The following is an 18,075-nucleotide window of genomic DNA, read 5'->3' as shown; positions in this document are numbered from 1 at the left end:
TCAGCCTTTCTCAGCCGTTGTCATCAAAAATGCACGCGCCGTCTCGGCATCGCGCTGGATCTGCGCCCGAAGCGCCTCGAATGACTCGAAACGCTGTTCGTCGCGCAGACGCAGCACCAGTTCGACTTCCAGATGCCGGCCGTAGATCGACTGGTCGAAGTCGAACAGATGCACTTCCAGCCGCGCGCTGGTCCCGTCGACCGTCGGGCGCGTGCCGATGTTGGCCACGCCCGGCCAGGGTTCCGAACCCAGCCCCTTCACCCGCACCGCATAGACTCCGCGTACCGGGCTGACACGCCGGTGCAGCGCGATATTGGCCGTCGGGAAACCGATGGCGCGACCGCGCTTGTCGCCATGCACCACGCGCCCTTCCAGGCAATAAGGTCGGCCGAGCAGATGCCGCGCCTGTTCCAGATCGCCGCGCGCCAGCGCCTCGCGCACCCGCGTGCTGCTGATGCGCTCGGCGCCGTGGGTGATGGTGTGCAGATCCTCGACCGCGAATCCGGCCCCGTTCGCTTCGGCTACGCGCCCCATGTCCCGCAGCAGCGCGAAATCGCCCGTGCGTCCGCGTCCGAACCGGAAGTCGTCGCCGACCAGCAGGAAGCGCACGCCCAGCCCCTCGATCAGTAACCGCTGTACGAACTCCGGCGCCGGCATCGCCGCCAGGCGTGGCCCGAATTCCAGCAGCATCACCCGCTCGATGTCGCTCGCGCGCAGTGCCCCGAGCTTCTCGCGCAACCGCGTCAACCGCGCCGGCGCCGACTCGGGCGCGAACACCTCCATCGGCTGAGGCTCGAAGGTGATCACGGTCGCCGGCAGCCCCAGCTCACGCCCGCGCGCCAGCAACCGCTGGAAGACCGCGCGATGCCCCAGATGCACCCCGTCGAAGTTGCCGATCGTGGCGACACAGCCGCGATCGGCGGGGCGCAGATTGTGCAGACCCCGGATCAGTCTCATTCTTCGGTCTGCGAAGCGAGTGGACGCCCAAAGACCTCCCGGTAGGTGTCGGCATAGGGTTCGAGCGTCTGATAGACATGCTCGGGCACCACGCGCGCCTCGAAGCGCGGAAACTTGCTGCGCACATAGTTCAGGTTGCGCAGCAGCTTCATTTCGATGATGGCGCGCGCGAACTCCAGTCCCTTCGAACCCTTCTTGCGCTGCATGTAGGCGACCAGCTTGCGCACCAGGAACGGCGGCTTCTTGGCCCCCGGCGGCTGGGTCAACCGCGCGATGTAGTGCGGCATGCCGTGCGTGCGGTCGCCGCTCGAGGTCAGCTCGCCGATCTCCAGATCCGGGCGGATCAGCTCGAACAGCTCCTCTCCGATCTCGGTACGCGCCAGCACCCACTGCCAGCCCAGTTCGGCGCCCATGTAGCCGACGGTCAGGTCGCACAGCGTATTCGGATAATCGAAGCAGGACAGACACGACGACGGGAAGATCCCGTGCAGCTTGTCCATCGGGAAGTCGATGTAGTTGACGCGCTCTTTCCGGCCGTTCTCGTGGCGCATCCAGAGACTGAAGTCCTGCATGAACTCGTAGTGCACGATGGTCTGGGGCGAGCGCGAGACCTGGGTCAGGAAATATTCCAGATCGGGATAGGTGACGTTGTCGCTACAGGGGATGCCGATCACATAGAGCTTCTCCAGCCCGAGTTCGGCCTCGACCGCGCGCAGCATGTGCACCTGACAGCTTGTACCTATGAAAGCCAGACGCTTGATGCCCTGTTCGCGCACCTGATCGAGCAGACGCAGATTGGGCGACAGACAGGGCTTGTTGCCGGCGGTGGCCAGGACGTCGGCGGGCGTGCGCGCGAGCACCGGCTCGGACTTGAAACGGGTGCCGGGCGCCGCGCCCGTGGTGATGACGGCCTCGACCTTGCCCTGTTCGAGCAGACGTGCACCGAGCGAGGTGACGATGCCGCTCCACTGGGCGTTCGGATTGGGACGGCGCATCCGGGCGGCATACTGGGTGCGATGGATGCCGAAGCGCCGCTCGTCGTCGGGCCGGCGCGCGCGACCGTGCAGGCGCTGCTCGATCTCGGCGGTCTGGTTGCGCACGAAGATACAGGCCGAGGACATCCGCCCCTTGAGCGCGCTATCGCACAGCCCGCAGTCGCTACAGAGCTTGGGGCGCCCCTTGAGCCGCTCGTCGCTGCTCAGGAGCGAGATGGTGTCGAGTCCCTTGGAGGGGCCGGTGTCCTGTGGGTCGAGCACGGCGTCGTTCATGCGGCGGCCTCGGTGGTGCGCGCGGCGCACGTGCTGGCAGTGGTGGCGGCGAAAATCATCTTATGTCGTCCTCCTTCGGGTGGATCTATGCTCGGGGCGAGCCGAACGGGGCGCTATTGTATGCCATAAGCGCGTCTGACTCGCCGCCGACACATTAAACTTGACCTTGCCTAGCGATGGGCGCTAGGGTCGCGAGTTCGATTTTCGCGCCCGCGCCTGAGCGCGCTCGATTCGGGTGCTCGCGCTCGCCAGACCCTGTACACCCATTTCGACACACTAGAAACACTAGAACTAGGTTCGCCGCGTATGCCCATCCCTTTTCCCTTTTCCGCCGTCGTCGCCCAGGAGGAGATGAAACGCTCCCTGCTGATGGCGGCCATCGATCCCTCCATCGGCGGCGTGCTCGTCTTCGGTGATCGTGGCACGGGTAAGTCCACGGCCATCCGTGGACTGGCCGCCCTGCTGCCGAAGATGCGCGCGGTCGACTGCACCTACAACTGCGACCCCGAGGCCGGTGACGACTATCTGTGCCAGGAGTGCCGCACCAGGAAGGCCGAGAAAGGCAGTCTCAAGAGCCGGCAGGTGCCGGTGCCCGTGGTCGATCTGCCGCTCGGCGCCACCGAAGACCGCGTCATCGGCGCGCTCGATCTGGAACGCGCCCTGACCAAGGGCGAGAAAGCCTTCGAGCCGGGCCTGCTGGCGCGCGCCCATCGCGGCTTCCTGTACATCGATGAGGTCAACCTGCTCGAAGACCATCTGGTCGATTCGCTGCTGGACGTGGCCGCGTCCGGTCAGAATCTGGTCGAGCGCGAGGGGTTGAGCGTGCGCCACCCGGCGCGCTTCGTGCTGGTCGGCTCGGGCAACCCGGAAGAGGGCGAACTGCGCCCGCAGTTGCAGGACCGCTTTGGTCTCTCGGTCGAGGTCAAGACGCCAACCGATCTGCCCACACGCATGAAGGTCGTGCGTCTGCGCGACGAGTTCGAGCGTGATCCCGAAGCCTTCGTCGAGAAGTGGAAGGCCAAGGACGCCAAGGTCAGCCGCCAGATCCAGAAGGCCAAGAAGCTGCTGCCCGAGGTCGAGGTGCCGGATCGGACGCTCGAAGAGACCGCCAAGCTCTGCATCAAGCTCGGCACTGACGGTCTGCGCGGTGAGCTGACCGTGATCCGCTCGGCGCGTGCGCTCGCCGCGCTCCAGGGCGACAAGACCGTCACCGTCGATCACGTCAAGACCATCGCCGTCTCGGCGCTGCGCCATCGTCTGCGCCGCGATCCGCTCGACGAGTCCGGTTCGACCAGCCGTGTCGAGCGCGCGATCAAGGAGCTGTTCGGCGAATGAGCACACCCGGCCCGAATCCCGCTGTCGCGGACGGCGGCAGACCGGCCCCGGCGGGTCCGGGTCCGTCGCCCTGGGATGATGCCGTCCTGGCCGCTGTCCTGATGACGATCGATCCGGTCGGTACCGGCGGCGTGGCGCTGCGTGCGCTGCCCGGTCCGGTGCGCGATCAGTGGCTGTCGATCATGCGCGATCTCCAGCCCGAGGGCACACCGATGCGGCGCATTCCGCTGCATGTGGCCGATGGGCGGCTGCTCGGCGGTCTGGATCTGGCCGCTACGCTCAATGCCGGGCGTCCGGTGGCCGAGAAGGGGCTACTGGTCGAGGCCGACGGCGGCGTCGTCGAGCTGGCGATGGCCGAGCGCATCGCGCCCGGCACGGCCGCGCGGCTCAATATGGCCTTCGACTCGGGCGAGGTCGTCCTGGAACGCGATGGTCTGGCCATGCGCACGCCGTCGCGCTTCGCCGTGGTCGCGCTCGACGAGGGCGTGGGCGAGGACGAGGGGCTGTTGAACGCGCTGCTCGACCGGCTGGCCTTCCATCTGGAACTCAACTACGTTCGCTACGATCAGGCCATCGCCTGTGACTACACGGTCGAGGACGTACTCGCGGCGCGGCCGCGTCTGTCTCAAGTCACGATCACCGACGCCCAGGTCGAGACCCTGTGCAATATCGCGCTGGCGCTCGGCATCCCCTCGCTGCGCGCCTCTATCTTCGCCAGCCGCGTGGCCTGTGCCCATGCGGCGCTCGAAGAACGCACCGAAGTGACCGACGAGGATCTGGCCGTTGCCGGACGTCTGGTGCTCGCTCCGCGTGCGACCCAGCTCCCGCCGATGGAGCCGCCGCCGGACGCCGAACCGCCGCCGCCCGAGCCGGAGGAGCCGAATCAGGACGAGGAACAGTCCAACCAGGAGCCGCAGGAACCCCAGGAGCTTCAGGACAAGATCCTGGAGGCGACGCAGGCCGCGATCCCGGCCGGTCTGCTGGCTCAGCTCCAGATGGGCAAACTGCGCCGCTCGCGCGCGCGTGCTACGGGCAAGGCCGGCGCGGTGCAGAATGCACCTTCGCGTGGACGTCCAGCCGGGGTGTTGCGCGGCGAGCCACGCGCCGGACAGCGGTTGAACGTGATCGAGACCCTGCGTTCCGCCGCGCCCTGGCAGCGCATCCGCCGCGAGGAACGCGCGCGCGCCGGCAAGCCGTCCAACCGGCTCGAAATCCGTCAGGACGACTTCCGCATCACGCGCTTCAAGCACAAGTCCGAGAGCACGACCATCTTCGTGGTCGATGCCTCCGGCTCCTCGGCACTGCACCGTCTGGCCGAGGCCAAGGGTGCGGTCGAACTGCTGCTGGCCGACTGCTATGTGCGGCGCGATCAGGTCGCGCTGGTGGCGTTCCGCGGGCAGGGGGCCGAGGTGCTGCTGCCGCCGACGCGCTCGCTGGTGCGTGCCAAGCGCAGTCTGGCCGGGCTGCCGGGCGGCGGCGGCACGCCGCTGGCCTCGGGCATCGACCTGGGGATGATGCTGGCCGACGGCGTGCAGCGTCGCGGCGGCACGCCGGTGCTGATCGTCATGACCGACGGTCGGGCCAATGTCGCGCGCGACGGTACGGGCGGGCGCACGCGCGCCAACGAGGAAGCGCTGGCCGCCGCGCGTATGGTGCGCTCGCTGGAGATCCCCGCACTGGTGATCGACACCTCGCCGCGTCCGCAGCCGCAGGGGCGTGAACTGGCCAAGGAAATGGGCGCGGTCTATCTGCCGCTGCCGCATGCCGACGCCAACGCGCTCAATCAGGCGGTGCGGGCGACGGCGGGTTGATCGCCGCTTCGCAACGCTTGTCACGCTGGCTGGAATGACGCAGAATGACAGCCGCTCGTCCTCCCCGTCGCGGGGAGGGCGGCTGTCGATACCCGATCATGGGGCTGTAGCTCAGCTGGGAGAGCGCCGCGTTCGCAATGCGGAGGTCAGGGGTTCGATCCCCCTCAGCTCCACCACTCACTCTTGAACGGCTTCGAGCCGGTCTCCGTTCTTGCAGGGCAGGCTCTTCGCCCCTGGAAGCCAAAGGCTGGAAGCTGGATATGTCCAGACCCCTGGCGCTCGTCGTCGACGACGAAGCCGACATCCTCGACCTGATCCGCATCACGCTCGGGCGCATGAATGTGTCGGCTGTCACCGCGCTGACGGTCGCCGAGGCCAAGCGCCAACTGGAGCGCCATCGGCCCGATCTCTGTCTCACCGATCTGAGTCTGCCGGACGGCACCGGACTCGATCTGCTGCACCACATCAACACCCATCACCCCGATCTGCCGGTGGCCATGATCACCGCGCACGGCAACATGGAATCGGCTGTCGCCGCCATGAAGGCCGGCGCCTTCGATTTCGTGGCCAAGCCGGTCGATCTGTCGGCCCTGCGCAACCTTGTCGAATCGGCGCTCAGACTGCGCGGACGGGCTACGCCGACCGAGGAGCGCACCGATTCCGAGCCGCCCCTGCTCGGCGACTCACCGGCCATGCAGCAGATTCGCGCCCTGATCGCCAAGCTCGCCCGCACCCAGGCGCCGGTCTTCATCACCGGCGAGAGCGGCACCGGCAAGGAGCTGGCCGCGCGTTTGATCCATGCTCAGGGGCCGCGTCGCGATGGTCCGTTCGTGCCGGTCAACTGCGGGGCCATCCCGCACGATCTGGTCGAGAGCGAGCTGTTCGGGCACAAGAAGGGCAGCTTCACCGGCGCACTGGCCGACAAGGAGGGGCTGTTCCAGGCGGCGACCGGCGGGACGCTCTTTCTCGACGAGCTGGCCGATCTGCCGCTGCCGGCGCAGGTCAAGCTGTTGCGTGCCATCCAGGAGAAGTGCGTGCGGCCGGTCGGCGCCGCGCGCGAAGTGCCGGTCGATGTGCGGATCATCAGCGCCAGTCATCGCGATCTCGCTCAGGAGGTCGAGAAGGGACGCTTCCGGCAGGATCTCTTCTATCGGATCAATGTCATCGAGCTGCGGCTGCCGGCGCTGCGCGAGCGTCCCGAGGACATCCGTCCGCTGGCCGTCCATATCCTGCGGAAACTCGCCCGGGCGGCGGGTGAGCCGACGGCGGTCGAACCATGGCTCTCCGAGGAGGCTGGCGCGGCACTCATGCGCTATGCCTTCCCCGGCAATGTGCGCGAGCTCGAAAACATCCTGGAACGCGCCGTGGCGCTGTGCGAGGGCGAGCGCATCGAGGTCGGGGATCTCTATCTGCCTGTCAGTGAACGCGCAGGCGCGCTCGAATCCAGTGGGGCGGCGCGGGTGGCGCTCGATCAGGCACACCTGAGTCAGGCGACCGCCCGCGCGCTCGGTATGACTCCGCTGGCGTTCAGATATCGTTTGGCCCGGCTCGGGATCGATCGAGGTGAGGCGGTCTGAGTTCGGGTTAGGCCGCTAACGGCGCCCGAGTGGGACTGAGCAACGCGCAATACGTCTAAATTTATGGATATCAACGACTTGGTTGCGATCAGTCCATGGCTGTCGCGTTCAGGGCATTCAGGAGCGTTTGACGCTCGATGTCGTCGAGGGCGGTCTTGAGGGCGGTGTGGTTCTGGGCGTGCAGGAGTTCCTGGCCGGCGGGGCTGTGCAGGAAGGCGTGCAGGGCTTGGGCGAGCGGGTGGCCTTTGCGGGCGGCTGTGTCGATCCAGTGGAGGCCGGTTTCGAGGCGGCATTCGACGCCTTCGCCGGACAGGTAAGCGCGTGCGAGCCAGCACATGGCGTCAGGGTAGAAGGCGTTGGCGGCGCTTTGGAACCAGGGGATGGCGTCGGCAGGGCGGTCGGCGGTGAGGAGGATGAGGCCGAGGTCGCATTGGGCGGCGGGGTCGCCACGGTCGGCGTCGACGATGATGGAGTGGTGTTCGGGGGCGATGGTGAGGTGTGAGAGCGGGAGGATGTCTTGCAGGCGGACGCGGGTCTTGTCTCCCGGCTCGGTGGGGCCGGCGGCGGTCAGGCGGCCGCTGTCGATGTAGCGCCAGAGGGTGCGTTTGGTCAGGCCGGTGAGGGCGACGGCGGTGTTGAGGCTGATCAGGTGCATCGGTGCGGCAATGGATTGGGGCTGTAGTTTAACTTGACATCCTCCCCGCCCTGAAGGACGGGGATTCCGACGGTGCTCAATCCGACATCGAGCCGGATTGAAACGTGGGCGCCCGGCGCTTCGATCGTCCCGGACGCCGACGCCGACATGTTGCGAACCTGCAAGTCCTCAATGCACACCATCGCGTGGCTTTGGCTGATCGTGGTCGTTTTTGTACTGTACTGAGTCACACGGGACGCAATAATCAGCTATTCCCGCCCCTCAATGCCCGCAACGGCGGATGGATCAGCAACGGATAGGTCGCCAGCGTCCCCGCCAGCCCGATCGCCAGCCCCGACCCCAGGACGCCAACCGCCCAGAGTCCGGGGTTGAACCCGAACTCCAACTCGAAGATCTGCTCAGCCAGCAACCAGCCGGTGGCCTCAGCGAAGACCGACGCCAGCAGCCCCGCCAGCAGGCCCGCCGCCGTGAACTCGACCGCGAGACTGCTCAGGAGCGTGCGCCGTCCGGCCCCCAGCGTGCGCAGGATGCCATGCTCGCTGCGACGCTGCTCCAGACTGGCCTGAATACCGGCATACATCACCAGCAGCCCCGCCCCCAGCGTGAACAGGAAGACGTACTCGACCGCCAGCACGCCCCGGTCGATGACCTGACGCACCTGCCCCAGAATCGCCTCGACATCGAGCGTGGTCACGCTCGGAAAGCGCCGCGCCAGTTCGGCGATCACCGCCTCGCGCTCGGCCGGCAGATGGAAGCTGGTGATGAAGGTCGCCGCCTCGTTCCGGAGCAGGGCGGGGGAGGCGACGACGAAGAAGTTGACGTTGAAGCTGTCCCAGCGTACCTCGCGCAGACTGGTGACTGGGCCGCTGACTTCGTGTCCCGAGACCCAGAAGGTCAGTTCGTCGCCCAGCGCGATCCCGAGCGTCTCGGCTATGCCGCTCTCGACCGAGAACTGAGGCGCGGCCTCGGCGCCCTGGCTCCACCAGCGCCCGGCGACGATCCGATTGTCCGGCTGCGGCTCGGTGCCGTAGCTGAGATTGAACTCGCGGCTGGCAAGCCGCTCGGCGCGCGGGTTGTCGTAGTCCGACGGCTCGACCGCGTGCTCGCCGATCCGGGTCAGTCGTCCGCTGATCATCGGATGGAGTTCAGGTGTCGCGATCCCGGCCTCGTTCAGAAACGTGCGTAACGGCTCGACCTCGTGCGGCTGGATGTTGATGAGGAAGTAATTGGGCGCGCCCTCGGGCACGGTCTCGCGCCAGGATTCGAGCAGATCCACCCGCACCACGGCGAGCAGCAGCAGCGCCAGGATGCCGATACCGAAGCCGGCGATCTGGAGCACGGCCGCGCCCGGACGCCGGGTCAGGGCCGCTAGACCGAGCCGCCAGACCCCGCGCGCGCGTCCGGCGAGCCGTCCAGCCAGACGCACTAGCAGCAACACAACGCCGATCAGCGCCAGCAGGGTCGCCAGCACCCCGCCCAGGAGCTTCAGCCCGAGCTCCAGATCCTGGGCCTGCCACAGGATCAGGAGCGCCAGCGCCAGCCCGGCCGCGCCCAGGGCGAGCGCCGCCGAGACGCGCGGCGTGCCCAGATCGCGCCGGATCGCACGCAGCGGCGGCACCCGCGCCAGTTGGATCAGCGGCGGCACGGCAAAGCCGAGCAGCGTGATCAGCCCCGTCGCCAGCCCGACCAGGACGGGCGCGGGCGAGGCCGGCGGCAGATCGGTCCCCAGCCAGTCGGCCAGTGCCGCCAGCAGCCCCGCCTGTCCCAGCCAGCCGAGCAGACAGCCGATCAGACTGGCGCCCAGCCCGAACAGCACCAGACGCCCGATCAGCACCCGCATCAGCAGATGGCGCGGCGCGCCCAGACAGCGCATCACGGCCACGGCATCGGTCTGGCGCTCGACCAGACGCTGACTGGCGAGCGCGATCGCCGCGCCGGCCACCAGCAGCGTGACCAGGGTCGCCAGATGCAGGAAGCGCGAGGCGCGCTCCACCGCCGAGCCGAATTCGGGCCGCGCCTCCAGTGCATCGGTCAGGGTGACGTTGGCCGCGAGCCGACTGCCGGCCCAGTCGCGATAGGCGTCGATCGCCGTCGCCGCGCCCGCGATCAGCAGCCGGTGGGTGACACGGCTCGCCGGGCCGATGAGTCCGGTCGCGTCCAGGTCGGCCCGGTTCATCAGCACGCGCGGGGCGATGTTGAAGAAGCTACGGCCCTGATCCGGCTCGTCGGTCAGGATGGCGCCGATGCGCAGACGCGACTCGCCCACGCCCAGGCTGTCGCCGATCCGGAGATCCAGGAGTCGCAGGAGTCTGGATTCGACCCAGACCTCACCGGCAGGCGGACCCGATTCGACTGGACGGTCAGGGGCGTCCAGTGCCTCGCCGATGCGCAGTCGGCCGCGTAGCGGATAGTCTGGATCGACCGCCTTCATCAGCACCAGTTGCGGTCGCTCGCCCATGACCACGCTGCGGAATTCCAGCGTGCGCGCGGTTCGGAGACCCCGTGCCTGGGCTGCGTCGGCGAACCGGACGTCGAGCGGCCGGGAAGATTCGAGCGCCAGATCGGCGGCGATCAGCGCGCTACCCTGGCGCTCCAGGGTCGCCTCGACCCGATCGGTGAAGAAACCGACGGCGGTGATGGCTGCGACCGTCAGCACCAGCGCCGCCGACAGCAGATAGAGTTCGCCGCTGCGCCAGTCCTGGCGTAACAACCGCAGTGTCAGGCACCAGGCGTTCATGCCAGCGGCTCCAGTCGCCCGTCGTGCATCCGCAGACGCCGGTCGCAGCGTTCGGCCAGACGCGGATCATGGGTCACGAGGACCAGGGCCGCGCCCGTGCCCGTCTCCTGGCGCAAGTCGAGCAACAGGTCGATGATGTGCTCGCCCGTGGTCTGATCGAGATTGCCGGTCGGCTCGTCGGCGAAGAGCACGGCGGGGCGGGGCGCATAGGCGCGCGCAATGGCCACGCGCTGCTGCTCGCCGCCCGAGAGCTGGCGCGGATAGTGTCCGGCGCGTGCGCTCAGCCCCACGCGATTGAGCGCCTCGTCGGCGCGGCGCGCGGCGTCCGGGGTGCCGGTCAGCTCCAGCGGCAGCAGCACGTTCTCGCGCGCGGTGAGTGTGGGCAGGAGCTGGAAATTCTGGAACACGAAGCCGACCTGGCCGGCACGCAGTTCGGCGCGTCCGTCCTCGTCGAGACGATCGACCCGGCGACCGCACAGCCAGACCTCACCGTCGGTCGGGTCGTCGAGTCCGGCCAGGAGTCCGAGCAGGGTCGACTTGCCCGAGCCGGAGGCACCGAGGATGGCAACCGCCTCGCCGGCGTAGATCTCCAGATTCAGTCCGGCGAGGATGGTCAAGCCGCCGGCCGGGCCGGTAACATGCTTCCCCAATCCAATGGCTTGCGAGACGGCCGAGGCCGCTTGATCCGACATGAGACATCGACTCCTGATTCTGATTGCGACGCTGTGTCTGCCGCTTGGAACGGCATTGGCCGAGGCGCCCGTGGTGCTGGTGCTGGGCGACAGTCTGAGCGCCGGGTATGGCATCGACACCGAACGCGGCTGGGTGGCGCGGCTCGCCGAACGCATCGAGCGTACCGGCTGGCCGCATCGGGTGGTCAATGCCAGTGTGTCCGGCGAGACCACGGTCGGTGGGCTGACGCGCCTGCCGGCGCTGCTCGAACGCCATCGTCCGGCCGTGCTCGTCATCCAGCTCGGTGCCAACGATGGACTGCGCGGCTGGGACTTCGCCGTGATGCGCGAGAATCTCACGCGGCTCGTCATCCAGGGGCGTGAAGCAGGCGCGCGCGTATTGCTCATTGGGGTACGACTGCCGCCCAACTATGGTGCGTCCTACACAGACGGCTTTCAAGCCGTGTTTATGGAGGTCGCCGCCGAGCAGGGCGTGCCCCTGGTGCCGACCCTGCTCAAGGGCGTGGCCGAGGACTGGAGTCTGATGCAGGCCGATGGGCTTCATCCGACCGCCGAGGCGCAGGAGCGACTTCTCGACAATGTCTGGCCGACGCTGCAACCCTTGTTGGCGGACTGACTGGCTGCAATGTCAATGCGCCCCAGGCCGGCGCATGGTATCAAGGCCGGGTGCGATTCGAGCCTTCCGGTCGGATCGCGATCGAACTGGAATTCAACCTTTCTGGACTGGAGTCACTGACATCATGCAACGCGTCACTATCGTCGGTTCCGGTTTCGCCGCGCTGACGGCCGTCATCGAATTGCGCAAGCGCGCCCCTGAAATCGAGATCACGCTCGTCAGCCGCCGACCCGAGTTCGTCTACTATCCAGGGCTGATCTGGGTGCCCAGCGGTCTGCGCACGGGCGACGATCTGGTCATCGACCTGCGCCCTTTCTTCGAGCGCATGAAGATCCGGCATCTGGCCGGCGAGGCGACCGGACTCAAGAACGGCGGGCGTCTGCTGGAGACCACGCACGGCACGGTCGAGAACGACGGTCTCATCATCGCCAGCGGCGGGCGCTTCATCAAGAAGCTCCCCGGCATCGAGCACGCCATCGTCCCCTGTGAGGGCGTGGCCGCCGCCAAGGAGATCCGCGACCGGGTGCGGGCCATGGATGGCGGTCACATCGCCATGGGCTTCGCCGGCAATCCCAACGAACCCAGCTCGATGCGCGGCGGCCCGATCTTCGAGTTCCTGTTCGGGATGGACAATCAGCTCAGGCGCGAAGGACGGCGCGACAAATTCACCCTGCATTTCTTCACGCCCGCCGAGCGCCCCGGCAACCGGCTCGGACCCAAGGCGGTCGACGGTCTGCTCGCCGAGATGGCGCGTCGCGGCATCCAGACCCATCTGGGCCACAAGCTCAAGGGCTTCAGCGACAGCCAGATCACGACCGAGGCCGAAACCTTCGACGCCGATCTCATCCTCTTCATGCCGGGTCTGACGGGCAACGCCTGGTTCGACGACACCGACCTGCCGCGCTCGCCGGGCGGCTTGCTCCAGGCCGATGCCCAGTGCCGGGCGCCGGGCTTCGAGCGGGTCTATGTCGCGGGCGACTCGGGCAGCTTCCCCGGTCCCGACTGGATGCCCAAGCAGGGCCACATGGCCGATCTGCAAGCCCGCGCGGCAGCGCGCAATCTGCTCGCCGAGTTCGCCGGTCGGGAGCCGAAGGAGACTTTCCGCGTCGAGCTGCTCTGTATCGTCGACACCAACGACAGCGGCATGCTGGTCGCGCGCACCGAGACGTTCAATCTGGTCCTGCCCTCGATGCGGCTGTTCCACTGGCTCAAACGGTTTTTCGAGTGGCTGTATCTGCGCCGTTATCGCTAATCGAATCAATGGGTTGATCTTTATTTCGCAGTAGAATGGTGCGAAATATCCACGGACTAAAAGCGGTATTCGTTGAAGCTGCTGGAAAGGTGACTATCTTGGCAACCGTAGGCCGATGGACGAGACGACAGGGCGCTGGAGCCGAGGTCGAGTCGTCCACAGCCTCTTTCGATCAAACATCGACTCAAAGGTGATCAAGATGAGCGAAGAAGCCCTGCGTACCCAAGACCGTCGCGCCTTCTGGTATATCGTCGCCATTTGCCTGCTGCCCCTGGTGCCCTACGCCATTCGGGGCTGAAGAGACCCCGAGCGTCCTGTAATCGATCAAGCATTGACTCGAAAGGTGAACAAGATGAGCGAAGAAGCACTGCGCACTCAAGACCGTCGGGCCTTCTGGTACATCGTCGCCATTTGCCTGCTGCCCCTGGTGCCCTACGCCATTCGGGGCTGATGTCCGCCAGTCGCCATTGATCCGACACTGAAACGAACGACGGGGCCTGATGGCCCCGTCGTTCGTTTCAGCTTCCTTCTCGCCGTTAAGGCAGCGGATCCAGCTCAGCGCCTTCCTTCTTGACCGGCAACAGATCATCGCGGCTCAAGCCGAGCCAGATCACGCTGGCCGTGGCGATATAGATGGTCGAGTAGGTACCGACCAGGACGCCGATGATGAGCGCCAGTGCGAACCCATTGATGGTCTCGCCGCCCAGCACATAGAGCGCCACCAGCACCAGGAGCGTGGTGCCCGAGGTGACGATGGTGCGCGAGAGCGTCTCGTTGATCGCACTGTTGATGATCCCGATCACCGTGCCCTTGCGCACCCGGCGGAAGCTCTCGCGGACGCGGTCGAAGATGACGATGGTGTCGTTGAGCGAGTAACCGATCACAGCCAACACCGCCGCCAGCACCGTCAGATCGAAGGGGATCTGGAACAGCGAGAAAATGCCGACGGTGAAGAGCACGTCATGCATGGTCGCGACCACGGCGCCGACCGCGAAGCGCCATTCGAAGCGCAGCGCGACATAGATGAGGATGCCGATCAGCGCGAACAGCACCGCCAGTCCGCCCTGTTCGCGCAGTTCCTCGCCCACCTGGGGTCCGACGAACTCGACGCGGCGCAGCTCGACCTGCCCCTGAGCGGCCTGACTGAGTGCCTTGAAGACGCGATCGCTCAGTTTGGCACTGTCTTCTTCCACGCCATCCTGCGGCGCCAGACGCACCAGGATGTCGGTGCGCGAACCGAAATACTGGATGGTGGCCCCGCCGTGGCCCTGGGTCTCCAGGACGGCGCGCACGTCGCTCAGCTCGGTGGGTTGGGCATAGCCCAGCTCGATCACGGTGCCGCCGGTGAAGTCCAGCCCGAAGTCGAAGCCCCGGAAGACGATCGACAGCAGACAGACGAGCAGGACGACGCCCGAGAGCCAGGCGGCCGGCTTGCGCTGGCGCATGAAGTCGATATCGAAGTCGTTGATGGTGCGTTTTTGGGTCATGGCGCGCGCTTCCTCAGATGGCCAGCTTGTTCAGTCGTCGACCGCCATAGATCAGATTGATCAGGGCGCGCGAGCCGAGGATGGCGGTGAACATGGAGGTGATGATGCCGATGAACAGCGTCACCGCAAAGCCCTTGATCGGGCCTGTGCCGAAGCTGAACAGCACCACGGCGGCGATCAGCGTGGTCACGTTGGCATCGACGATGGTCGAGAACGCCTTGTCGAAGCCGGCGTGGATGCTGGCCTGGGGCGAGTTGCCGTTGCGGATCTCCTCGCGGATACGCTCGTAGATGAGCACATTGGCGTCCACGGCCATACCGATGGTGAGCACGATGCCGGCGATGCCGGGTAGTGTGAGGGTCGCCTGGAGCATGGAGAGCACGGCGACGGTCATGACCAGGTTGATCACCAGGGCCAGATTGGCCACCAGACCGAACACCCGGTAATAGACGGCCATGAACAGCAGCACCAGTCCCATGCCGAGCATGACCGAGGCCAGACCCTGGTCGATATTGTCCTGACCCAGGCTGGGGCCGATGGTGCGTTCCTCGACGATCTCGATCGGAGCGGCGAGCGCGCCCGAGCGCAGCAGGAGCGCTGTGTCGTGGGCCTCGGCGCTGCTGTCCAGGCCGGTGGTCTGGAAGCGCCGGCCGAACGGCTCGCGGATGGTGGCGACGCTGATGACTTCCTCGACCTTGCGCGTGGTCTTGACCGGCTCGCCGTCGACCAGCTTGGTCGTGGTGCGGTTCTCGATGAAGACCACGGCCATCGGCTTGCCGACGTTCTCGGTGGTGACGTCGCGCATGCGCCGCGCGCCCTGACCGTCGAGATTGACGAACACCGCCGGACTGCCGCTCTGGCTGTCGAAGCCGGCCGAGGCGTCGGTGATCTGGTCGCCGGTGACGATCACGCGGCGCTTGAGCAGGATCGGGGCGCCGTTGCGCTCGTAGTAGAGCTTGCTGCCCACGGGCGGACGTCCGGCAACGGCGTCGGCGACACTGCCCTCGGTGTCGACCAGGCGGTATTCGAGCGTGGCGGTGGCGCCGAGGATTTCCTTCAGACGACCCGGATCCTGAGCGCCCGGCAGCTCGACGACGATGCGCCGCTCGCCCTGACGAGCGATGCTCGGCTCGGCCACGCCGAGCGCGTTGACGCGATTGCGCAGGGTGGTGATGTTCTGCTGGAGCGCGAAGTCCTTGATCTTCTGCTGCTCGGTCTCGGGCAGGCCGGCGCGCAGCACGAAGGCGCCGGATTCCTCGCTCGCCTGGATGTCGAGTTCGCGGAACTCGCGCTTGAGTTTCTTTTCGCCAGCGTCGCGAGTCGCCGCATCCTCGAAACGGATCAGGATGTTGGCGCCGTCGCGGGTCAGGGTCAGATAGCGGATCTTGTCCTCGCGCAGCAGGGTGCGCAGATCGCCGCTGTAGCGCTCGACGGCCTGTTCGAGCGCGGTCTCCATGTCGACGTCGATGACGACGTGGATACCGCCGCGCAGATCCAGACCGAGCGACATCTGATTGAGACCCAGCCAGCGCATCCAGCCGGGCAGGTCGGCCGACTGGGTGAGCGCGGTGCGGTAGCGTTCGGACAGGGTGCGCTCGATGGCCTCCTGAGCGCGCAACTGTTCGCCGGGCGTGTCGAAACGGGCGAGCAGCTTGCCGCCTTCCAGGGACTCGATGCCCTTGAGCGGCACCTTGGCGTTCTCGAGCGCGGCCTTGATCTCGCCGGGACTGGCCTCGCTGATCTCATGACCGCGCGCAGCCGTGATCTCGATCGATGGATCCTGGGAATAGAGGTTCGGCCAGGCCAGCAGCAGGCCGGCCAGGATGACGCCCAGGATGAGTAGATTCTTCCACAAGGGGTATCGGTTCATTGGGGCTCCAGCATTGGAGGATGGCGGTTCGCCGCGCGTGGGCGGGAGCGGTCTGGAGGGATCGCCAGACGGCGATCCGCTCCGGATCAGGAAGGCGGGGTCAGAGTTCCTGCAGCGTGCCCTTCGGCAGCACGGATTCCACGGCGGTGCGGCGGATCTTGACCTTCATGCCGTCGGCGACTTCGACCAGGGCGAAGTTCTCGCCGATGTCGGCGATGCGTCCGGCCATGCCGCCCATGGTGATGATCTCGTCGCCCTTGGTCAGGGCCTCGACCATCTTGCGGTGTTCCTTCTGGCGTTTGGCCTGGGGGCGGATCAGCAGGAAGTAGAAGACGACGGCGAACAGGACCAGCGGCAGCAGGGCCATGAAGGGATCGCCGGCCGGTGCGACGGCCTCGCCCTGGGCCAGGGCGTCGGGGATGAAGAAGCTCATGGATCGGTTCCTTGGTTCAAATGTCAGGTGGATCGCGTGCTCGACGCTGATCCGAAGTGGGCGCCACGGGGCGCGAACGGGCCGTCGCGTCCGGGTCGCGAGACGGCCCACGAAAACAGCGGGGGATTATCGCACAGCGAGAGGGTTGGAGTCCGCTCCCTGATCGGTTCATCGGTTCGGTGCATTCTGCCGAGCGGTAACCGTTGATGGGCGCTGGCGAAGGCTTCAAGCAGGCGCTTGGGCGGGGGGCGGGGACGTAGAGGGCGTGGGCGGCGGAATAGACGGCTTCGGTGTCCGGGGTGCGCGGGCGGCGTGGGGGCGCTGGGTGTGGCGGCAGCGGTGCGCTGCATCTCTTCGCCGTTGTCGAGTCCTGCCGCGCACACGAACCTGCGCTGTGGCCGCCGACGGCGCGCCGCTTCGATCGATCCTTCCAGATTTCAGCGTCAGGTCCGGCTCACCGAGGGGGGCGGCGGGGCGTTGTTGTTGTTCGTTAAGACTTCGTTCGTTTAGGGGCCAGGGTGGACCCACCGCGTGGTCGTGGCTGGACCCACTCTGGGTTCAAGGTGGACCCATGCTGGTGTCGATCTCATCCGGCAAGCGGTGTGGATCAGCAGCCGCAGCGCGGCTGGACTCTGCGCCGAGCAGGACTTTGAAGACGCCGTTGATCCGGGGGCGATGGGGCGGTTCATGGGCGAGAGTCCAGTCAGGCGACGGGCTGACGATGCACGCGTGGGAATGCTGTTGAACCGTTCTGGCGGTGTAGATGGGGGCGGCGAATACTTTTTCGTCGATCGAATGAGAAAAATGCAAACTGAGTCCGGAAACAGCAAGATATTTGAGCTATGTTTAACACGGCTGAAAACATCGGCACTGTCAGTGTCTCCCCCCGGCAAAAACCCGTCCATCGGACATAGCATTCACACCGTCCGTGAGGTCTGGAGCCGCCCTCGGTTGCCGATGCCGGAGACGCGCGGGATGAGACACAGACCCCGTCCCGCCTCAAGCAAGAACAAAACCCTTTGTCCACGCCCCTGATACCAGACACCCCCTAACCGAACAGGATGATGTGATGCTGCACCAAAGACATTGTCGGAAGCCATCGGGTTTCACGCTGATCGAGCTGATGATTACGGTTGCGACTATTGGGATTTTGGCGGCGATTGCGTATCCGAGTTATAGAGAATATATGTTCAAGTCGCGTCGGGCGGATGCTCATGCGGCATTAATGAACATTGAAATGGAACAGCAGAAACGTCGGGCATCTGGGCTTGGGTATGTAACGACGACGACGGCTTGGAGCGCTCTTGGATTTCCGACCACTTCTACGGATGGGTATTACAGTCTAACGCTGGCATCAGTAACTGGCGGCGGCTATACGGCAACCG

14 protein-coding genes and 1 tRNA gene are annotated in these 18,075 nt (G+C 66.3%); 7 read left to right on the top strand and 8 right to left on the bottom strand.

Annotated features, from left to right (window positions below):
• Complete coding sequence (gene ribF, locus HW932_RS18155) at positions 1-957, bottom strand: bifunctional riboflavin kinase/FAD synthetase (RefSeq protein WP_176977896.1); 957 nt, start codon at positions 955-957, stop codon at positions 1-3.
• Positions 954-2,225 (bottom strand): Coenzyme F420 hydrogenase/dehydrogenase, beta subunit C-terminal domain, encoded by a 1,272-nt coding sequence (locus HW932_RS18150; RefSeq protein WP_176977895.1) that lies wholly within the window; start codon positions 2,223-2,225, stop codon positions 954-956. Before HW932_RS18150 ends, ribF begins: the two co-directional genes overlap by 4 nt.
• Before the next feature lie 306 nt (positions 2,226-2,531).
• On the opposite strand from HW932_RS18150, the gene bchI reads away from it, so the two are divergent.
• The 4 genes from bchI (at position 2,532) to HW932_RS18130 (ending at position 6,948) form a co-directional block, all read left to right on the top strand.
• Positions 2,532-3,560 carry a magnesium chelatase ATPase subunit I gene (gene bchI, locus HW932_RS18145; protein ID WP_176977894.1) on the top strand — a complete coding sequence of 343 codons (1,029 nt, stop codon included), beginning with the start codon at positions 2,532-2,534 and terminating at the stop codon, positions 3,558-3,560.
• The gene (locus HW932_RS18140; protein WP_176977893.1) at positions 3,557-5,371 is read left to right on the top strand and encodes a magnesium chelatase subunit D; all 1,815 of its coding nucleotides are present in this window, start codon (positions 3,557-3,559) and stop codon (positions 5,369-5,371) included. Before bchI ends, HW932_RS18140 begins: the two co-directional genes overlap by 4 nt.
• Positions 5,372-5,471: 100 nt before the next feature.
• Positions 5,472-5,547: transfer RNA gene (locus tag HW932_RS18135), tRNA-Ala, on the top strand.
• Positions 5,548-5,631: 84 nt separating this feature from the next.
• On the top strand, positions 5,632-6,948 hold the full coding sequence (locus HW932_RS18130) for a sigma-54-dependent transcriptional regulator (RefSeq protein ID WP_176977892.1): 1,317 nt from the start codon (positions 5,632-5,634) through the stop codon (positions 6,946-6,948).
• Between the two features lie 88 nt (positions 6,949-7,036).
• Here the strand turns inward: HW932_RS18130 and HW932_RS18125 are convergent, their stop codons facing one another.
• The 3 genes from HW932_RS18125 to HW932_RS18115 form a co-directional block, all read right to left on the bottom strand.
• Positions 7,037-7,603 carry a hypothetical protein gene (locus HW932_RS18125; protein ID WP_176977891.1) on the bottom strand — a complete coding sequence of 189 codons (567 nt, stop codon included), beginning with the start codon at positions 7,601-7,603 and terminating at the stop codon, positions 7,037-7,039.
• A gap of 244 nt (positions 7,604-7,847) precedes the next feature.
• A complete protein-coding gene (locus HW932_RS18120) occupies positions 7,848-10,340 on the bottom strand; it encodes an ABC transporter permease (RefSeq protein WP_176977890.1) in 2,493 nt (830 codons plus the stop codon).
• Positions 10,337-11,032, bottom strand: coding sequence for an ABC transporter ATP-binding protein (locus HW932_RS18115; protein ID WP_176977889.1), 696 nt, complete (start codon positions 11,030-11,032; stop codon positions 10,337-10,339). Before HW932_RS18115 ends, HW932_RS18120 begins: the two co-directional genes overlap by 4 nt.
• On the opposite strand from HW932_RS18115, the gene HW932_RS18110 reads away from it, so the two are divergent.
• Together HW932_RS18110 and HW932_RS18105 are read left to right on the top strand one after the other, a co-directional pair.
• Positions 11,031-11,648, top strand: a complete 618-nt coding sequence (locus HW932_RS18110; RefSeq protein WP_176977888.1) for an arylesterase — start codon at positions 11,031-11,033, stop codon at positions 11,646-11,648. The genes HW932_RS18115 and HW932_RS18110 overlap by 2 nt on opposite strands.
• Positions 11,649-11,772: 124 nt before the next feature.
• Positions 11,773-12,900, top strand: coding sequence for an NAD(P)/FAD-dependent oxidoreductase (locus tag HW932_RS18105; RefSeq protein WP_176977887.1), 1,128 nt, complete (start codon positions 11,773-11,775; stop codon positions 12,898-12,900).
• 536 nt (positions 12,901-13,436) lie between these two features.
• Here HW932_RS18105 and secF read toward each other — a convergent pair.
• The 3 genes from secF to yajC all read right to left on the bottom strand — a co-directional run bounded on the left by secF (position 13,437) and on the right by yajC (position 16,690).
• Positions 13,437-14,387, bottom strand: a complete 951-nt coding sequence (gene secF / locus HW932_RS18100; RefSeq protein ID WP_176977886.1) for a protein translocase subunit SecF — start codon at positions 14,385-14,387, stop codon at positions 13,437-13,439.
• A 13-nt stretch (positions 14,388-14,400) separates the two neighbouring features.
• A complete protein-coding gene (gene secD, locus HW932_RS18095) occupies positions 14,401-16,257 on the bottom strand; it encodes a protein translocase subunit SecD (protein ID WP_176977885.1) in 1,857 nt (618 codons plus the stop codon).
• 100 nt (positions 16,258-16,357) lie between these two features.
• Positions 16,358-16,690: a preprotein translocase subunit YajC gene (gene yajC / locus HW932_RS18090; RefSeq protein ID WP_176977884.1), complete on the bottom strand. Its 333-nt coding sequence runs from the start codon at positions 16,688-16,690 to the stop codon at positions 16,358-16,360.
• A 1,069-nt stretch (positions 16,691-17,759) separates the two neighbouring features.
• Between yajC and HW932_RS18085 the strand changes: the two genes are divergently transcribed.
• On the top strand, positions 17,760-18,075 hold a 316-nt coding region (locus HW932_RS18085; protein WP_176977883.1), incomplete at its 3' end, for a type IV pilin protein.

Origin of the sequence: Allochromatium humboldtianum, from assembly GCF_013385175.1 — a bacterium.
Taxonomy (GTDB): domain Bacteria; phylum Pseudomonadota; class Gammaproteobacteria; order Chromatiales; family Chromatiaceae; genus Thermochromatium; species Thermochromatium humboldtianum.
Note: the sequence above shows the minus strand (reverse complement) of the source record. Positions and strands in the feature narration are given on the sequence as shown.

What these genes read in the sequence shown, in the direction of transcription:
- HW932_RS18105 (WP_176977887.1), top strand. Translation starts at nt 11,773, where the DNA reads ATGCAACGCGTCACTATCGTCGGTTCCGGTTTCGCCGCGCTGACGGCC.
- HW932_RS18130 (WP_176977892.1), top strand. Translation starts at nt 5,632, where the DNA reads ATGTCCAGACCCCTGGCGCTCGTCGTCGACGACGAAGCCGACATCCTC.
- HW932_RS18110 (WP_176977888.1), top strand. Translation starts at nt 11,031, where the DNA reads ATGAGACATCGACTCCTGATTCTGATTGCGACGCTGTGTCTGCCGCTT.
- HW932_RS18120 (WP_176977890.1), bottom strand. Translation starts at nt 10,340, where the DNA reads ATGAACGCCTGGTGCCTGACACTGCGGTTGTTACGCCAGGACTGGCGC.
- secD (WP_176977885.1), bottom strand. Translation starts at nt 16,257, where the DNA reads ATGAACCGATACCCCTTGTGGAAGAATCTACTCATCCTGGGCGTCATC.
- HW932_RS18150 (WP_176977895.1), bottom strand. Translation starts at nt 2,225, where the DNA reads ATGAACGACGCCGTGCTCGACCCACAGGACACCGGCCCCTCCAAGGGA.
- HW932_RS18140 (WP_176977893.1), top strand. Translation starts at nt 3,557, where the DNA reads ATGAGCACACCCGGCCCGAATCCCGCTGTCGCGGACGGCGGCAGACCG.
- bchI (WP_176977894.1), top strand. Translation starts at nt 2,532, where the DNA reads ATGCCCATCCCTTTTCCCTTTTCCGCCGTCGTCGCCCAGGAGGAGATG.
- ribF (WP_176977896.1), bottom strand. Translation starts at nt 957, where the DNA reads ATGAGACTGATCCGGGGTCTGCACAATCTGCGCCCCGCCGATCGCGGC.
- yajC (WP_176977884.1), bottom strand. Translation starts at nt 16,690, where the DNA reads ATGAGCTTCTTCATCCCCGACGCCCTGGCCCAGGGCGAGGCCGTCGCA.
- HW932_RS18125 (WP_176977891.1), bottom strand. Translation starts at nt 7,603, where the DNA reads ATGCACCTGATCAGCCTCAACACCGCCGTCGCCCTCACCGGCCTGACC.
- HW932_RS18115 (WP_176977889.1), bottom strand. Translation starts at nt 11,032, where the DNA reads ATGTCGGATCAAGCGGCCTCGGCCGTCTCGCAAGCCATTGGATTGGGG.
- secF (WP_176977886.1), bottom strand. Translation starts at nt 14,387, where the DNA reads ATGACCCAAAAACGCACCATCAACGACTTCGATATCGACTTCATGCGC.